The 16,787-nt window shown below is 33.8% G+C and carries 13 protein-coding genes and 2 pseudogenes; 12 read left to right on the plus strand and 3 right to left on the minus strand.

The window, feature by feature from the left end:
* Positions 1-274 precede the first annotated feature (274 nt).
* Both AAGD79_RS01390 and AAGD79_RS01395 read left to right on the plus strand, forming a co-directional pair.
* On the plus strand, positions 275-2,683 hold the full coding sequence (locus AAGD79_RS01390) for an ankyrin repeat domain-containing protein (protein ID WP_341811473.1): 2,409 nt from the start codon (positions 275-277) through the stop codon (positions 2,681-2,683).
* Between the two features lie 36 nt (positions 2,684-2,719).
* Positions 2,720-3,584: pseudogene (locus AAGD79_RS01395) on the plus strand (IS982 family transposase).
* Here the strand turns inward: AAGD79_RS01395 and AAGD79_RS01400 are convergent.
* Both AAGD79_RS01400 and AAGD79_RS01405 read right to left on the minus strand, forming a co-directional pair.
* Positions 3,543-3,974 (minus strand): hypothetical protein, encoded by a 432-nt coding sequence (locus AAGD79_RS01400; protein ID WP_341811474.1) that lies wholly within the window; start codon positions 3,972-3,974, stop codon positions 3,543-3,545. The pseudogene AAGD79_RS01395 and the gene AAGD79_RS01400 sit on opposite strands and share 42 nt — an antisense overlap.
* Positions 3,975-4,091: 117 nt before the next feature.
* Positions 4,092-4,956 (minus strand): annotated as a pseudogene (locus AAGD79_RS01405) (IS982 family transposase).
* A 110-nt stretch (positions 4,957-5,066) separates the two neighbouring features.
* On the opposite strand from AAGD79_RS01405, the gene AAGD79_RS01410 reads away from it, so the two are divergent.
* Positions 5,067-5,729 carry a hypothetical protein gene (locus AAGD79_RS01410; protein WP_341811475.1) on the plus strand — a complete coding sequence of 221 codons (663 nt, stop codon included), beginning with the start codon at positions 5,067-5,069 and terminating at the stop codon, positions 5,727-5,729.
* Here AAGD79_RS01410 and AAGD79_RS01415 read toward each other — a convergent pair.
* On the minus strand, positions 5,718-6,629 hold the full coding sequence (locus tag AAGD79_RS01415) for an Rpn family recombination-promoting nuclease/putative transposase (RefSeq protein WP_341811476.1): 912 nt from the start codon (positions 6,627-6,629) through the stop codon (positions 5,718-5,720). The two genes, AAGD79_RS01410 and AAGD79_RS01415, sit on opposite strands and share 12 nt — an antisense overlap.
* Positions 6,630-7,209: 580 nt before the next feature.
* Between AAGD79_RS01415 and AAGD79_RS01420 the strand changes: the two genes are divergently transcribed.
* From AAGD79_RS01420 to AAGD79_RS01450, 9 genes are all read left to right on the plus strand, one after another.
* Positions 7,210-7,494: a transposase gene (locus AAGD79_RS01420; RefSeq protein ID WP_041573518.1), complete on the plus strand. Its 285-nt coding sequence runs from the start codon at positions 7,210-7,212 to the stop codon at positions 7,492-7,494.
* A gap of 147 nt (positions 7,495-7,641) precedes the next feature.
* The gene (locus AAGD79_RS06945) at positions 7,642-7,818 is read left to right on the plus strand and encodes an IS3 family transposase (RefSeq protein WP_410541945.1); all 177 of its coding nucleotides are present in this window, start codon (positions 7,642-7,644) and stop codon (positions 7,816-7,818) included.
* Between the two features lie 123 nt (positions 7,819-7,941).
* Entirely contained in the window at positions 7,942-8,106 is a 165-nt protein-coding gene (locus AAGD79_RS06950) for a DDE-type integrase/transposase/recombinase (RefSeq protein ID WP_156768661.1), read from the plus strand.
* Positions 8,096-8,260, plus strand: coding sequence for an IS3 family transposase (locus tag AAGD79_RS01425; RefSeq protein ID WP_080717614.1), 165 nt, complete (start codon positions 8,096-8,098; stop codon positions 8,258-8,260). Before AAGD79_RS06950 ends, AAGD79_RS01425 begins: the two co-directional genes overlap by 11 nt.
* A gap of 1,235 nt (positions 8,261-9,495) precedes the next feature.
* The gene (gene coxB / locus AAGD79_RS01430) at positions 9,496-10,260 is read left to right on the plus strand and encodes a cytochrome c oxidase subunit II (protein ID WP_012673173.1); all 765 of its coding nucleotides are present in this window, start codon (positions 9,496-9,498) and stop codon (positions 10,258-10,260) included.
* 15 nt (positions 10,261-10,275) lie between these two features.
* Positions 10,276-11,826: a cytochrome c oxidase subunit I gene (gene ctaD, locus AAGD79_RS01435; RefSeq protein WP_213863580.1), complete on the plus strand. Its 1,551-nt coding sequence runs from the start codon at positions 10,276-10,278 to the stop codon at positions 11,824-11,826.
* A gap of 1 nt (position 11,827) precedes the next feature.
* Complete coding sequence (locus tag AAGD79_RS01440; RefSeq protein WP_174515960.1) at positions 11,828-12,715, plus strand: heme o synthase; 888 nt, start codon at positions 11,828-11,830, stop codon at positions 12,713-12,715.
* A 175-nt stretch (positions 12,716-12,890) separates the two neighbouring features.
* Positions 12,891-13,328 carry a ribonuclease HI gene (gene rnhA, locus AAGD79_RS01445; protein WP_151807582.1) on the plus strand — a complete coding sequence of 146 codons (438 nt, stop codon included), beginning with the start codon at positions 12,891-12,893 and terminating at the stop codon, positions 13,326-13,328.
* Positions 13,321-16,443, plus strand: coding sequence for an AsmA-like C-terminal domain-containing protein (locus AAGD79_RS01450; RefSeq protein WP_341811477.1), 3,123 nt, complete (start codon positions 13,321-13,323; stop codon positions 16,441-16,443). Before rnhA ends, AAGD79_RS01450 begins: the two co-directional genes overlap by 8 nt.
* Positions 16,444-16,787 lie beyond the last annotated feature (344 nt).

Raw genomic sequence — 16,787 nt, forward strand, 5'->3', positions numbered from 1 at the left:
TAGCGTATAGCAAAGTCAGAGTATAAAAAAGTTCGTATGGTACACATGGTAGTCCAATTGATTCCAAGAAAAATTGTTCTCACGCTTGCTGGTTTTGGGTGCTGGAAATGGTTATATTGTTTAGGTTTTTAACAGTATATATTGCTAAATTAGTAGCAATATATTAAAGACTTTCATCAAAAATTATTCCATAAAAAATTTCTAAATAGGGGTTGATAAGTTTTAAAAATGGAGTATTGTACTGAGTAGGAAAATAGTTTTTTTTATATAGTTTATGAAAGATCAAACGAGCCTTACAACGGATTTTACGCATGCTATAGAAAATGACGACTTTAAACGGTTGGAGGAATATATTGATCAACATATTGATAAATATAATGTTAATCGTGAATTTTTAGATAAGTTGCCTTTGCTGTCCTGGGCTGCCTGTAAAAATAGTGTAAATGTAGCTCAACTTCTTCTTAGTATTGGTGCTGATATTGACATTAGATGTGACCAAAATTGGACACCTCTACACTATGCTGTTAGTGCAGGTCAATACGATATGGTTAGATTTCTTGTTGATCAAGGTGCCAGCATTTTAGCTAAGGATAATAATGTTAAGACACCTTTACGCATAGTAAATGAGCTTGGTAACACAGAAGTAGCAAACTTTTTGAGAGCAAAGCTAGATAAATATTTATTTTCTGCTATAGAAAGAAAAGATATTAGAAAGGTTAGTGATTTTCTTGATGGAGGTGCTAATATTGAGGCTAAAGGTATAAACAATCAAACGCCTTTGTGTGTAGCTTCTTGTAAGGGTAATTTGTATGTCCTTAAACTTCTTCTCAGTAGAAATGCTAAGGTTAACGTTCAAGATGATAGTAGAAAAACACCTTTACATTATGCTGCTAGGGAAGGTCATTCAGATGTAGCTGAACTTCTTCTTGGCCGTGGTACTATGATTGATGCTGAAGACTGTTTTGGTATGGCTCCTCTACACTATGCTGCTTACCACAATAGAAAAAATATGGTTAGCTTTCTTATAAGCCGAGATGCTAAAGTTGAGGCCATGGATGAAGAAGATAAAACACCTTTACATTATGCTGCTGGGGAAGGTCATTTAGATGCAGCTAAACTTCTTCTTGACCATGATTCTATAATTAATGCTAAAGACCGTTTGGGTATAGCTCCTCTACACTATGCTGCTTACTACAATAGAGAGGGTATGGTTAGCTTTCTTATAAGCCAAGGTGCTAAAGTTGAGGCCATGGATGAAAAAGCTAGAACACCTTTACATTATGCTGCTAGGGAAGGTCATTTAGATGTAGCTAAACTTCTTCTTGAATGTGATGCTATAATTGATGCTAAGGACTGTTATGATCGGGATCCTTTATATTATGCTGATTCGTATAATAAATTAGATGTAGTTAGACTGCTTGAAGGTAGGAATGGTGTGAACACTTGTAACCCTCTTACTAATTTTTTAAGTGCATGTATCCATTCCCCTATTGCTCGTTACTTCGGAAGTGTTTGCGTAGAAGGAGCGCCAATTTTATACAGAAGGCAACGTGCCTCTGCAATTGATCACAATGCTTTGGAAGGTAGTTTACGACTCTTCAGTATCTGTAAAGGAGGAAGAGAAGGTATAGATAAAACACGTTTCAATAAAGAGATTAGTTATCTACATGAAAATGCTTATTTGTATGATGTTTTACTGTTACAAGATGAGGAAAATCAAAACACACTTTTGCATGTGGTTATTAAAGAAAATCAGGTTGATCTTGTAAAAGAACTTTTGTGTATTCTTAAGGAGCCATATCGTTCGAATAAGGTGTATAAGTGCAAGTATTTTGAAGATAAGCAAGAAAATGAAAAGCCGCTTTCTAAAGTTATTAATTCTAAGGATAAAGACGGAAAAGATGCAATTACTCTGGCTATTGAAGGTAATGACCCAGAATGTATTTCGGCTCTTTTCAAGTATTTAACTTATGAAAATATTAACAGAAGGAAAGATGTTAAAAGCGATTACACACCTCTACATGAAGCTGTGCGTTCTAGAAGTAGTAACGCAATTAGTGCGCTTCTAGAATCAGAGCATGTAAACGTTGAGCTCATAGATGGAAGATCTTACAGAGCATGGAAATATGTTAATAATGAAGAAACAAAACAATTGTTTATTAAGTATTATAGTGATAAAATTAATGATTTGCGTAAAGAATTAGCACATTGCAATGAAAAATTAGCGCAAGTCGAGTATTTCCTGTGCAGAACAAAACTTGCTTTTGTATGCTCTGCAGCTTTTGGCTCTTGTCTTAATATGTATAAAAATTTTCATGATGCAAGAAGTGGAGATATGCCAGGTGTTACCATTCATCCTCTCTTGTTGTTATTTTCTAGTGCTACAGGTCTAATAGTGTTGTGTAATCATTTTATCGATTTAACACTTTCAAAGTATAAAGAAGAAAGTGTTAGCTTGCAAAAAAAATTGGACAGTTTTAGAGAAGCAAGAGATAAGTTGGAAAATAAATTACTTCATTTTCAAGAAGGTACATCTCAGGGTATTAGGACGAATTCAATTTCTACGCAACTATCTGATTATGATGACGTACCTGGAACATTAGAATCACCTACCTCTATAAAACCCCAGTTATGGATTAGAAAACAGATAAAAGTAGAATTAATAAAGAGGGAAATAGGGTAAACTCAAGTATTTTAACAATAATTTAAGAGGTTACCCATGAAGAAAGATATTACAGAACTTTACTGCTGCGTCGAGGATTTTTGTCGTGTAGTAGATGAAAATTTTGCAAATAAGTTCTTATCAAATGGCAAAAAACCAACCAGAGTACCAGAAATAGCGCACTCAGAAATGCTAACCATAATCCTGTTATACCACCAATCGCCATGTAAAAACTTCAAGGCTTTTTATCTTTGTTACCTTAAGTTACTCTATAGATCAGAATTTTCAAAGATGCCTTCATATCACAGATTTATTGCCTTAAAGCCGAGAGTTTTACGGTATTTAGCATTACTTCTTCAATGGTTCTGCGAACAAGCGAAAATGACAGGTACTTCCTACATTGACACTTCTACGATTGCCATTTGCCACAAGAAAAGGATCTCTAGGAACAAAGTTTTTGATGGTTTAGCAGAAATTGGTAAGAGCACGTATGGTTGGTTTTTTGGCTTTAAATTGCACTTGGTGATTAACGAAATTGGAGAAATTCAATCACTTACTCTAACCAAAGGTAACGTTGATACCTGTGCCAACTATAACTAAAAGACTGACAGGACTTTTGTTCGGAGATAAAGGCTATATCAAGAAGGAGCTCTTTGAGGAACTCTTCGATAGAGGTTTAAAGCTTGTCACTAAAGTGAAAAAAGGCATGAAAAACGCACTAATCTCACTAAAAGAGAAGGCTTTATTGAGAAAAAGGTCGATTATTGAGACAGTCTTTGGTTGTTTAAAAAATAAATTTGAGCTTGAACATACACGGCACAGATCGCCAATAAATTTTCTGGTACATATTTTTTCTACATTAATTTCATATTCCATGCAGTCAAAAAAGCCTTCTATTTCTAAGCCTTACTGTGTTGGTTAATCCATAACTGGGGTTTATAAGTGTCTTATCTAGCTGTTTGAATATATTTTTGTCGGAGTTTCGAAAATACATTCGACTTATCTCCTTATTTTCATCAACGTGAATCGATAAAACTGTATTCTCATTCCCCAATCCATCACATTCACTAACGAGCGATTCATGAGAGTTCTTAATGTCTTTGATAAATTGAAATTTTTCTTCTTCTGAAAAGTACTTGCATCTTACGTTATAAGTGGTGCCTTTGTATTTAAAACTAAATATCCATCCATGGTCTTCATATTCATCTAGTCCAGAATTCTTGACACGTTGTATAATTTGAAATTTTTCATCTTCTGAAAGGTCCTTGAGGTATATACTACCAGTTGTATCTTTATATTTAAATTTAAACATCCATCCATGATCTTCATATTCATCTACTAGTTCACAAATATTCTTGACATTTTGTATAGCTTTAAATTTTTCTTCTTCTGAAAGGTTCTTGTGATATTTATAAACCCCAGTTATGGATTAACCAACACAGTAAGGCTTAGAAATAGAAGGCTTTTTTGACTGCATGGAATATGAAATTAATGTAGAAAAAATATGTACCAGAAAATTTATTGGCGATCTGTGCCGTGTATGTTCAAGCTCAAATTTATTTTTTAAACAACCAAAGACTGTCTCAATAATCGACCTTTTTCTCAATAAAGCCTTCTCTTTTAGTGAGATTAGTGCGTTTTTCATGCCTTTTTTCACTTTAGTGACAAGCTTTAAACCTCTATCGAAGAGTTCCTCAAAGAGCTCCTTCTTGATATAGCCTTTATCTCCGAACAAAAGTCCTGTCAGTCTTTTAGTTATAGTTGGCACAGGTATCAACGTTACCTTTGGTTAGAGTAAGTGATTGAATTTCTCCAATTTCGTTAATCACCAAGTGCAATTTAAAGCCAAAAAACCAACCATACGTGCTCTTACCAATTTCTGCTAAACCATCAAAAACTTTGTTCCTAGAGATCCTTTTCTTGTGGCAAATGGCAATCGTAGAAGTGTCAATGTAGGAAGTACCTGTCATTTTCGCTTGTTCGCAGAACCATTGAAGAAGTAATGCTAAATACCGTAAAACTCTCGGCTTTAAGGCAATAAATCTGTGATATGAAGGCATCTTTGAAAATTCTGATCTATAGAGTAACTTAAGGTAACAAAGATAAAAAGCCTTGAAGTTTTTACATGGCGATTGGTGGTATAACAGGATTATGGTTAGCATTTCTGAGTGCGCTATTTCTGGTACTCTGGTTGGTTTTTTGCCATTTGATAAGAACTTATTTGCAAAATTTTCATCTACTACACGACAAAAATCCTCGACGCAGCAGTAAAGTTCTGTAATATCTTTCTTCATGGGTAACCTCTTAAATTATTGTTAAAATACTTGAGTTTACCCTATTTCCCTCTTTATTAATTCTACTTTTATCTGTTTTCTAATCCATAACTGGGGTTTTAAGGGCTGCGTTGCCTTCATTTTCAGAAAATAGCTCTAGCCGTTCTGGTACAGCAGGAAGTAGCTCCAATCATTCTGATACAGTAAGAAACCCAAATATCCAATATACTAGCCAATTTAGTCGTGAAGTTTGTGCGAGTAATAATGCTAGCTTGATGTTTTTCTTGTTACAAGCTTTTCTAGATAAAAAGTGTCCTCTTCCTAAGTTTTCTGATGTTAATCCTGTAAAGGCTCTTTTTTACACATCGGATATTATAAAGTCGTTCAAGGAAGTATTAGAGAAGCAAGCTGAATCGAAAGGTGGTATAAAAATGCACCGCTTAGATATTAATTTTGAGAAATTATTTGAGAAGATTAATGAAAAAATTAGGAGTGGTGAATTTAATGAAATTTCAGGGATTTTAAAATCATACGCAGAGGAAGCATTGCCTGGTAGAGAACCCGGAGATCCCGGTAGATTAAGTCCGAAAAAGTTTGATAAGTTTATGGCTGAATTTAATAGAAGAATAGACCCAGTAATAAATCAATTAATGCAACAAATGTTAAGCAGATTAGAAGTGAGTGACGTAAAAGAACAACAAATAAGCTTGAAGCCTAAAAGTTATCTAAATAATACTTCTGTTCAATGTCATTTAACTCAAGCTAGAGGTCAAGGTAAAGTATTAATTCCTTAATTTTTGAATTTCATCTATCGAAAGGCCGGTAATTTGAGCGATAACATCAATAGAGACACCGACCTTAAGTGAGTTCTTTGCCACTTCGATTTTCTCTGCTTTTCTGCCTTTTTCATGTCCGATTTGGATGCCTTCTTCTTTACCTTCTTCTCTACCTTTTTCAGTAGCATCATCAAGTTTTTGAGCGAGGACAGCCTGTTCATCAAGAATACGTTTTATTTCCTGTTCATAGGCAATAAATTCTTTTTCTGACCAGTTGAATCTATTTAGCTCTTCATAGGCCTTTTTAATTATTACATCACTACCTATTATTTTTTCCAGCTCTTCTTCACTAGTCTCATCTGCATATCGAAAAAAATAAACCCATTTTTCAACTATATTTTCCAACTGATCTTCCTTATTCTTTGGAAATTTTGGCAACTCAATAAATATAAAATAGAAATCTTTTAGATCATGCTCATTAGTGTCTTCATCTCGAATAGTATGCTTTGATTTGTACTCAGATTTATTAGGAAACAGTACACAATCTGCTATAGCAATGAAGATAATTTCCTTAAGGTTATGATACTGGTCACCTTTATCAGCTTGCCTTGAGTAAGCTTTAGCAGCATAGTATTGGGCACGTTTTTCAAAGCCTTTAGTTTTAGCGACCTGCATTTCGCAAATGTATTGAGCACCTGTAGAATCTCTACAGAGAACATCAACAATACTTTGCTTTTTAGCGGCGATATCGGGGTCTTGAATAGTACTTAAAAACTCTATATCCTTTATTTCATTTTTACCAGTAAAGCCAAGAATATCATTGAGGAAGTGAATAAGGATATCTCTATTTTTTTCAGTACCGAAGATACGCTTAAACGATACATCATTTTTGGGATCAAGAAACTTAGAAAAAGTCATAAGAAAGAACCTTAAAAAGCATTAATAATTATACACAATTCTGAAGAAATGTTCAAGTTTTTTATTTTTTTAAGTTTTGAATGCGTTGATGAAAAAAATGTCTCCCATAGATGGCTTTAGAATGCTACTACGCACCTTAGACGTCCTTTTGTACATCTTTTATTAACCCTTCTATAAAGCGCCTTAAAAGGCTGGCAAATGGATGCTATGAGTTTGGAGCTGTAGGAGACATCAAAGATACCCTTTTTGGTGTATAAAAATACGAATCTACGACAACATCGTTTAAAGAAATTAGCAGCTATTAATATCTTCTACCTTTTCATAAAAAAAATAAACAAAAAAAATTGAAAATTTGATTTGACTTCACCCAAAAGCTATGGCTTTATGCCAATACTGCTAAGAAAATAACAGTAACCATTTAAAAATAATTTATTATTAGTGAAGGGTATATTATATGAACAATAAGAATAAAAGTAAAGATCATAAAAAAGAAATAGAGTTCCGAATTGACCTTACCCAGAAAAAGTGGAGAGAAAGAAAGGAGTTTTTTCGGGTAAAATAAAATTTTGGAGGATTAGAAATGGTAAGAGAATATACGGCAGAATTCAAATTGGAAGCTGTTAAGCTGGCAAATGAACAAAGAAAGGTAGGTCAACCAGTTGCAAAAGTAGCAAGAGATCTAGGAATAAGGGATAGTGTATTAGGAAAATGGATGAAGAAATATAACGAAAAAAAGTCAGCGGCAAATGCATTTCCAGATGTAGCACCTTATGACAAAGAGAGATTTGATTTACAGAAAGAGTTAGCAAAAGTAACAAGAGAAAGAGACATTTTAAAAAAAGCCCTGGCCAGTCAAAAAGAGTAAAATATTTTTTTATAAAAGAGCATAGTAACTGCTATAAAGTACAGGAATTATGTAGGATTTTCTGCTAGTGGCTACTATAAGTGGACTACAAGGAAAATAAGCAGTAGAGAATCAGCAAATAAAGAGTTATTAGCAGATATTCAAAAAATATATCAAGCTTCTAAATGTAGATATGGAGCTCCTAAAATTCATGCTGAATTAAAGGCTTTGGGTAAAAGTTGCAACTTAAAAACAGTGCAAAGTATTATGCAGAAAAATGGTATTCAGGCTATATTGAGAAGAAAATTTAAAATTAAGAAACAACAAACGGACAGTAGCTCCTAATATATTAGACCAAAACTTTATTGTCGATCAACCAAATAAAGTATGGGATTACTTATATAAAAACCAAAGAAGGATGGCTATATTTGGCAACAATAATCGATCTATATTCACGCATGGTAGTTAATGAGCAGTTCAATAAATAAACAATTGGTTATGGACTCTTTATTAATGGCCGTTAACAAGCGTAAACCTGCCAAAAATCTACTATTACATAGTGATCAAGGTTCACAATATACTTCGCAAGGTTATCAATATCTCTTATCCATAAAAAACATAGATGAGTCATAAAGGTTGTTGTTACGACAATTCTGTTGTGGAAAGCTTCTTTAGCTCATTGAAAAGAGAAATACTTATTGATACTTCACAACACTCTGCTCAACAAACTAGAACTGCAATATTTGAATACATAGAAATTTTTTATAACAAACAACGTCACTATTAACTATTGCATTCCTGAGCATTTTGATTCATCATTCTCTTTGTGAAAAACATTCCAAACTTTCTCTCCACTTTTTCTGGGTAAGGTCATCATAGCATTAGTTAGATGCATTAGAATTGATCATGATGATGTACATATAATGTTTAGGTTTCAAGAACTTGCTCTGGAAATGCAAAAAAAAATGTTCAACATTATGTCGCGAGTCAAACTTAGGGTATTTGGCGTCTCATGTTTAATTTTTCGCACTACGTGCATCGCATGTCTTTAAAAATTTCTGGGTTTTTACCTATATAAGCCGAAACGCGCTTATAAAGCGTTACAAGACATCAAAAAATGCCAATACTCGACAGAGATAGTAAAAGACTAGCTAACTCGGGGATTCTTTGTCTTTTTTTCTGCTTAGTAAATTTCTTAAACATTTGCAGCGTAGGTTAGTTGCAATTAAAAGTAGCTGAATTTCGCTTGTCAAGCGTTTAAAACATAAAAAACGCCAATATTTTAAAGCGGATAATAACCCCAGGGCTTCTTTTGCCTTTTTTTTATTTGGTAAATTTCTTAATGTTTATGGCTAAACGACAATCGTCATCCCGCTACTTGTTAGCGGGATCTATGCTTTGAGATACTGCGAATGAATCGCGGTATGATGGTTAAGTAAGGGATCTATGCTAAGAGATGCAAAAGACCTTCATGAAACTTTGCCCATTTGGCTTCTCTAAAGATTTCGTTTACAGAATCTAGTAACTCAGCTATGCAGAATAAAAAAAGTTTGTATGGTATACAAATAGTGTGTTTTTTTTATAATTATTTTCTATAATACATAAACCTTTGGTCCAAGCTGTAAATGCTACCATAGGCATTAAAAGTTAATTAACAAACTGCAATGTATAATGAAATAAAGAAACTTGTAAGACTTTGATCTTACAGATTATAAACTTGTCATAAAGTTTAATAGTGTCTGTTACTGCTTTTAGGTGTGAGGCTAGAGGGTTATTAGCAGTAACAGACACTATTAAACTTATTATAGAATTTACTTAAAGTAAATACTTAATTTAAAATATTATAATATTTTTACTTACAATAGATTTATGTAAATGCTTTTTTCCTCAATTAGTATTGTACTATTATACTTGTTGAATGCTAAAAAATTATTAACCATCACTAATCTCTATTTGCATAGTAAGTTTATATATACTATTATACAGTATATCACTTAGTTTTATAGCAAATAAAAAAAAGATATGGTGAAGTTATTTGCACTATTGATAATATTTTACTCAAATATATCTGTTGCCTCTGCTCCTACTTCCTGGCAATTTGGATTTCCTGCTCCTGCAACTGAAGTAATGGAGGCTGTAGTTAGGTCACATTCGTTTGTGATGCTTGTGATGGTTACAATAATGCTTTTTGTGTGGGCGCTGCTTGCTTATATAGCGTTTCGCTTTCGTAAAAGCAAAGTAACAAACATAAGTAAAACTACCCATAGTGTTCCTTTAGAAATTATTTGGTTTGTTATACCAACTATCATTGTTGGAATATTAGCCTTTGAAAACGCTAAATTACTGAAGCTACAGGAAGAAATACCGAAAGCTGATATAACACTGAAAGTTATTGGCCATCAATGGTATTGGAGTTACCAATATCCAGAATATCAAGGTGTGTCATTTGATAGTTATATTAAGGGAAAAGAAGACTTTATCGAAGGAGATTTAAAGCTATTCTCTGTTGATAACAACATCGTTTTACCCATTAATACTAATGTTCGTTTACAAGTTACAGCAGGAGATGTGATACACAGCTGGGGAGTACCGGCTTTTGGTGTAAAAATTGATGCTATACCAGGTAGGCTGAATGAGGCGTGGTTTAATATCAAAAAGTCTGGTGTTTATTACGGGCAGTGCTATGAATTGTGTGGTCAAGGCCATGGATTTATGCCAATTGTTGTTGAAGCAGTAAGCAAAGAAGATTTTAATAAGTGGATTGAAAATAGAAAATTAGTGAGTTAAATTTGGAGTATAGATATGAGTGACGTACCAAGGGGCATAAAGCGTTGGTTGTTTTCCACTAATCATAAAGACATAGGGACACTGTACATTATTTTTTCCATATTAGCTGGAATTATTGGTGGATTATTATCGGTGATTATTCGCACTCAGCTAATGCACATTAATATACTTAACAATAACTATCAATTATATAACGTAATGGTTACAGGGCATGCGTTGATAATGGTGTTTTTTATGATAATGCCAGCCCTCATGGGAGGATTTGGTAACTGGTTTGTACCTCTCATGATTGGCGCACCAGATATGGCATTTCCTCGTATGAATAATTTAAGTTTTTGGTTATTAGTGTCATCTTTTATTTTGCTCATTCTCTCAGTGTTTATTGGTGAAGGTCCAGGTACAGGTTGGACTTTATATCCACCTTTATCACAGGTAATGTCCCATCCAAGTGCAGGAGTTGACATTGCTATACTTGCACTTCATGTTGCTGGTATGTCGTCAATTGTTGGGGCGATCAACTTTATAGTTACTATATTTAACATGCGTGCGAAAGGCATGTCGTTGACTAAGATGCCACTATTTGTTTGGTCTGTCTTGCTAACAGCATTTATGTTGATTGTTGCCTTACCGGTGCTTGCCGGTGCTATAACTATGCTTCTTACTGATCGCAATATTGGTACTTCCTTTTTTGATCCTGCAGGTGGTGGTGACCCTGTGTTATTTCAACATTTATTTTGGTTTTTTGGTCATCCAGAAGTTTACGTAATTATTTTTCCTGCATTTGGCATCATAAGTCAGGTTGTATCAACTTTTTCTCACAGACCTGTATTTGGTTACATAGGGATGGTTTATGCAATGATAGGTATAGCAGTATTTGGCTTTATGGTTTGGGCTCATCATATGTTCACTGTTGGGCTTAGTGCTGACGCTGCTGCATTTTTTAGCACTACCACAATTTTTATCGGTGTTATAACTGGTGTAAAAGTCTTTAGCTGGATTGCAACTATGTGGGGCGGAGCAATTGAGTTTAAAACCCCTATGCTATTTGCACTAGGTTTTATTTTTATGTTTGTTGGCGGTGGCATAACGGGAATAATTCTTTCTCATGGTGGAATAGATAAGCTCCTGCACGACACCTATTATGTTGTTGCTCACTTCCATTATGTCATGTCACTTGCTGCATTATTTGGAGCTTTTGCTGGCTTTTATTATTGGATTGGTAAAATGTCGGGTAAACAATATAATGAGCGCTTAGGTCAAATCCACTTTTGGCTTACTTTTATTAGCACCAATATCACTTTTTTACCTCAACATTTCTTAGGATTAGCTGGTATGCCAAGGCGTATACCTGATTATCCTGATGCGTTTATCCCTTGGAATTATATATCCTCAATTGGTTCGTATATGTCCTTTGTTTCAGTTATGTTTTTTGTGTTTATAGTTATACATCTTTTTAAATGGGGCAAGAAAGCTGGAGATAATCCTTGGGGAGGTGACACCTTGGAATGGACGGTATCTTCACCACCGCCTTTTCATACTTTCGAAAAACCACCAGTGGTAAAATAGAATGTACACAAGTGTTTTGCTAAATGTTGAATCAACAATACTGGATTTTTGGCGTTTGCTGAAGCCAAGGATAATGTATCTTGTGGTATTTACTGCAGTTGCTGGTATGGTTACTGCACCAGGTAGTATGCACCCTTTTCTAGCACTAATATCTCTTATATGTGTTGCTCTTGGCTCAGGATCTGCAGGTGCTATAAATATGTGGTATGACAGAGACATAGATCTGCTCATGGAAAGGACAAAAAACCGCCCTATACCCTCAGGTAGAGTTTCTGCAGAAAGTGCGCTTGAATTTGGTATAACTCTTGGAATATTGTCAGTATTTATCATGGCAATAGCAGTAAACTATATTTCTGCTGCTTTGCTTGCTGTTAGCATATTATTTTACGTTTTCATATATACAATTTGGCTAAAAAGGCGTACTCCGCAGAATATCGTTATCGGTGGTGCAGCAGGTGCTTTCCCTCCAATGATTGGCTGGGCAGCTGTGACTAATTCTGTAAATTGGGAAAGTTTCATTTTATTTTTAGTAATTTTTATGTGGACTCCACCACACTTTTGGGCCCTATCTTTAAATAAGTCTGAAGACTATGCAAAGGCATCGATTCCAATGTTCAATATTGTTTATGGTCCGGAAAAAACAAGAAAATATATATTAATTTATAGTGTCTTGCTGGTGCTAACTAGCTTGCTTCCAGCTCTATTCTTGAAAAAGGCTTTACTTTATCTAAGCATGGCAATTTTTGCAGGTTGCATCTTTATTTGGTACGCTATATCAATTCTCAGATTCAAGAACCACAACTCACAGAAACAAATGTTTTCTTACTCAATTTCTTATCTATTTTCCCTATTCGCCAGTATTATTTTTTGTTCTATTGATTTATTTTAGTTATGAAAGAACGGCAGAAGCATAAAAACTATTTTTTACTTTTCCTTTTGGTAATGCTCGTTGTCACACTTTTTTTTGTTTCTATAATAAAATTTAAAGGTGCAGCTTAAACTACCTTTAGAAATTGTGCTTTCATAAAAGCAACTATATACTTTGTTAACCGATATAAACAAAGATGAGTAAAAAAGAAGTGACAATATATACGGATGGGGCGTGTTCTGGTAATCCTGGAGCGGGAGGATGGGCAGCTATCATATTATTTCAAGATTACAGAAAAGACATTTATGGTAGAGAAGAAAATACCACAAACAATAAAATGGAGTTAACAGCGGTGATCAATGGGCTGAAAGTATTGAAATTTTCTTGTAATATTAATTTATATACGGATAGTCTTTATGTTAAGCATGGCATAACAGAATGGATAAATAAGTGGAAAATGAATGGCTGGAAAACAAGTAATAAAAAATCAGTAAAAAATATGGAATTGTGGAAAGAGCTAGACAACGTTGCTTCACAACACGAAATTGATTGGAAGTGGGTTAAAGCACACAGTGGCGATAAGTATAATGAGGAGGCTGATAGTTTAGCAAGAAAAGCAATAATCGATGCTTAAAAAAATTACTATATTATTTTCCGTAGCTTTATTATTCATATTGTGCTTCTTTATTTTTTTTAAGCCTTTAGAAATCAATATTAATTATATTGATTTTTATGTTAAACATAAAATATCAAAAATATTTGTTGGCTCAAGCGTTAATATGGAGAATACCTCAGTTGTTTGGCAGAAAGATGGCAAAGATCCGTATTTAGTCATTACGGATTTGGCAATAGCAAACCCTAATTTTACTATAAAAGTTCCTGAGCTTTTTGTACATTTTAAGTTAAGTTCCTTATTTAAAGCTAGCACAAATCTCTCTCAGGTTTCAGCTGATAATGTGCATGTATGTATCAAGAGAGAAGAAACTAATGTTAATCCGCAAAACTCATTAGACCTTTTGGATAATCATTATTTAAGTAGTAACCGCCTTCCTTCGGTGTCATTCCAGCGCGTGACGCTGGAATCTAGAAAAAAAGAAACAAGTAGTCAAGCTACTTGGATGACAAGGACGAGTGCTGGGATGACAGGAAAAAAAGATACTGGGATGACAGGGAAGAATTTCAAGATGACAGAAAGTAGTGCAAAAAATCTATTAAAAACAATAAGGGAATTTTTTTTTGACTTAAATGCGGATTCAAAAATTGAATTTACTAACATCGCTATTGATAAAAGCACAGAAGATGAATTTTTTATTGATAAATTATATATAGGGAAGGGGGAAGATTTTAATGTTTTAGATATTCATGTGAATACAAAAGATGGAAAGGGATTTTTGGATGATTTATCAATTACGATAAAAAATCGCAACAATTTGCTAAATGTGTACGGGACATTTTATGATCTAAAATTGGGACTATTGAGCAAGTTTTCTACATTAGTTAAAAGCTACAATTTGGACAAAAATATAGGATTCAAAGGAAGCTTCTCAGTGAAAATTAATAAAAAGGATGAAATTGTAGATGGAAATATATACGTATTAAATACAGAAAATTATTTGAACAAAAATTTGGCCTTAACTAATGTAAATATAAATTTAACATATAGTAATGGAATTATTAGTGTAAAAAACTTCCATTTTAAGTTAAATGACACGTATCTCTCTTTAATAGGCAAAATGAACTTTGGTACAAGTCATGCTTTGCTTAGAATTAATATTAGTAAGTTTGCTGCAAAGGATTTATGTACTTATATACCAGATAGTGTAGTAAATAGTAAATTTAAAAGCTGGTATTGTGATAATATTGATGGGGATGTTTTAAATACCATTGTAAGTTTCAATGGCAAAATTAACAATTTGGTTGATGACGATCTTTCAGACATTGTAATTGTTGCTGATATAGAAAACGGTAGCGTAAAATTTGATGAAGATTTTGAGCAAGTAAAGGAATTAAAGGGTGATTTGATCATCAAGAATAACGATCTTGAAATTACTGTAAATAGCGCTAAGTTTCAGAATTTCACTGTTAATGGTGGTGATATTGAAATGAAATCTCTAAATAAGGAAGATTCAGTTCTAACCATTAATGGCAAAGCTGTAAGTGATGCGTATGGTTTATATGAGCCTATAAGATTTAAGCTGGATGATGTGGTGAAGGTTGAAAGGGATAAAGTAAGTGGAATGGCAAAATCCGTATTTAATTTTCGCATTTTTAATCTAAATGCTGATGACAAAAAAGTAGACTTCTCAGCAAATTTTCATTCTGAAATTGACAATTTGGCCGTCTATAATGCAAGTCTTGGTAAATATGATATTAAGCTTAGTTTTGGCAGTGACTTTATAGATTTAAATGGTAGTGGTATGGTGAATAACACACAGCTATTATTTGACCTGAAAAGTAGCAATAGGAATGAAAGTTTCGCCTGGAATTTGACCGGAGATTTACCCGCTCAAATATTTAATTTTGATAGTGGCTATGTCAGTGCAAATTTAGAGTCAGTGATAAATCAAGATAAGACGGGGTATGTTAATGGTGATATAGGTTTATCAGAATTTGAATCACATTCAAGCTACTTAGGGTGGAAAAATCGCTTTGAAGATCACAATAAAATTTTGTTTTCTACAAGGTTAAAAGGAGCAGGTGAATTGTTAGTAGATAAATTAGACATTGTAGGAAATGACCTAGATATAAAATTCAGCGGAAGAGTAGAAAATGGAAATTTATATTTAAATTCTAGTAGCTTTAAATTGCCTGATAATGATTTTAGTATAGAAATTGAATCAGGTAAGGAGAAAAATGCCATAACTATTTATGGTGAGGAAATTAACTTAAGTGATATTTTAGGCTTGCTTGGCAAAAACAGTAATGGATTAAATAAAGATATAGAGATTAGTATGAATGTTGACAATGTAATTATGAAAGAAGGCATCGTTATCAAAAATGCTAAGCTGAATGTAACCTGTACTAAAGGTAATTGCAATGGAAGTCAATTTACAGGGCAGTTTCTGGAAGATAGCAGCAACATACTAGCAGAATACAGTGGAATAGGGCTCGAAATATATGCGGATAATTCAGGTATGCTTTTGCGTTCCTTAGGCATTAGTAAATCAATTAAAAACGGCAAATTGTCTTTTTATCTCTCTCCTCAGAGAGAAAGTGGAGAACATTATGGTACGTTATCCATTAGCAATTTCTACATCAAAGATGCTCCACTACTTACTACTTTATTGTCGATGTCTTCATTGCCTGGCATTGTAAATGCCATAAAAAATGAAGGTGTATACTTTTACAAATGTAATGCACCTTTTTCATACAAAGATGGCACTATTGAAATTGAAGAATCTTGGCTTGAAGGGGCGGAGTTAGGTATTAGCACTGGTGGTAAGCTCGATATTAGAAATTATAAATTCCAGGTTGCAGGACAAGTAATACCAGCATATTCAATTAATAAATCTTTGTTAAAAATTCCTATAATTGGAAAACTTCTTACTGGTGGGAAAAGTAGGGGAATCGTTTCAATAGACTATAAAGCAAATGGTGATGACAAAAACAATAACGTATCTGTTGATCTTATCTCTTCGCTAACTCCAAACCTATTAAAGAGGTTATTGGGAGTGTTTGATCGCATTATGACAAAAACTAACGAAAGTGGCTTAAAAGGTGGTGTGAAAAAGAAATTTGGTTCGATATGACCAAAAGGGAAGTTATTTAACAAAATTATGGACAAAAATGCAAGAATTTCAGAATGATCTACCTGGTTTTTTATTTAGTTGTTTAAGTAATACCACTCCCTTTAACCTCTCTATATTTGCTGAACAACTAAAAAGGGTAGGGGGGTGGTTGTAAATTGTATCTGTTCAGCAGAGTGGCAAAATAAGGTAGACGAGAAAAGACAACTATAGGAACAAATGGGTGTCATGCCAGTGCGTGACACTGGTTTCCATCCAAAAGGGTGTCATTCCAGTGTCAGCTACTTTCATGACATCGTTTACTATGTGCCATATTGTAATGTTCGTACAGTTGTGGAATGAATCGC

This window comes from Wolbachia endosymbiont (group A) of Oxytorus armatus (genome assembly GCF_964027005.1).
GTDB classification, from domain to species: domain Bacteria; phylum Pseudomonadota; class Alphaproteobacteria; order Rickettsiales; family Anaplasmataceae; genus Wolbachia; species Wolbachia pipientis.

Excerpts from the sequence above, each read along its gene's own strand:
- AAGD79_RS01390 (WP_341811473.1), top strand. The coding sequence starts at position 275 with ATGAAAGATCAAACGAGCCTTACAACGGATTTTACGCATGCTATAGAA.
- AAGD79_RS01400 (WP_341811474.1), bottom strand. The coding sequence starts at position 3,974 with ATGTTTAAATTTAAATATAAAGATACAACTGGTAGTATATACCTCAAG.
- AAGD79_RS01415 (WP_341811476.1), bottom strand. The coding sequence starts at position 6,629 with ATGACTTTTTCTAAGTTTCTTGATCCCAAAAATGATGTATCGTTTAAG.
- AAGD79_RS01420 (WP_041573518.1), top strand. The coding sequence starts at position 7,210 with ATGGTAAGAGAATATACGGCAGAATTCAAATTGGAAGCTGTTAAGCTG.
- AAGD79_RS06950 (WP_156768661.1), top strand. The coding sequence starts at position 7,942 with ATGAGCAGTTCAATAAATAAACAATTGGTTATGGACTCTTTATTAATG.
- AAGD79_RS01425 (WP_080717614.1), top strand. The coding sequence starts at position 8,096 with ATGAGTCATAAAGGTTGTTGTTACGACAATTCTGTTGTGGAAAGCTTC.
- coxB (WP_012673173.1), top strand. The coding sequence starts at position 9,496 with ATGGTGAAGTTATTTGCACTATTGATAATATTTTACTCAAATATATCT.
- ctaD (WP_213863580.1), top strand. The coding sequence starts at position 10,276 with ATGAGTGACGTACCAAGGGGCATAAAGCGTTGGTTGTTTTCCACTAAT.
- AAGD79_RS01440 (WP_174515960.1), top strand. The coding sequence starts at position 11,828 with ATGTACACAAGTGTTTTGCTAAATGTTGAATCAACAATACTGGATTTT.
- rnhA (WP_151807582.1), top strand. The coding sequence starts at position 12,891 with ATGAGTAAAAAAGAAGTGACAATATATACGGATGGGGCGTGTTCTGGT.
- AAGD79_RS01450 (WP_341811477.1), top strand. The coding sequence starts at position 13,321 with ATGCTTAAAAAAATTACTATATTATTTTCCGTAGCTTTATTATTCATA.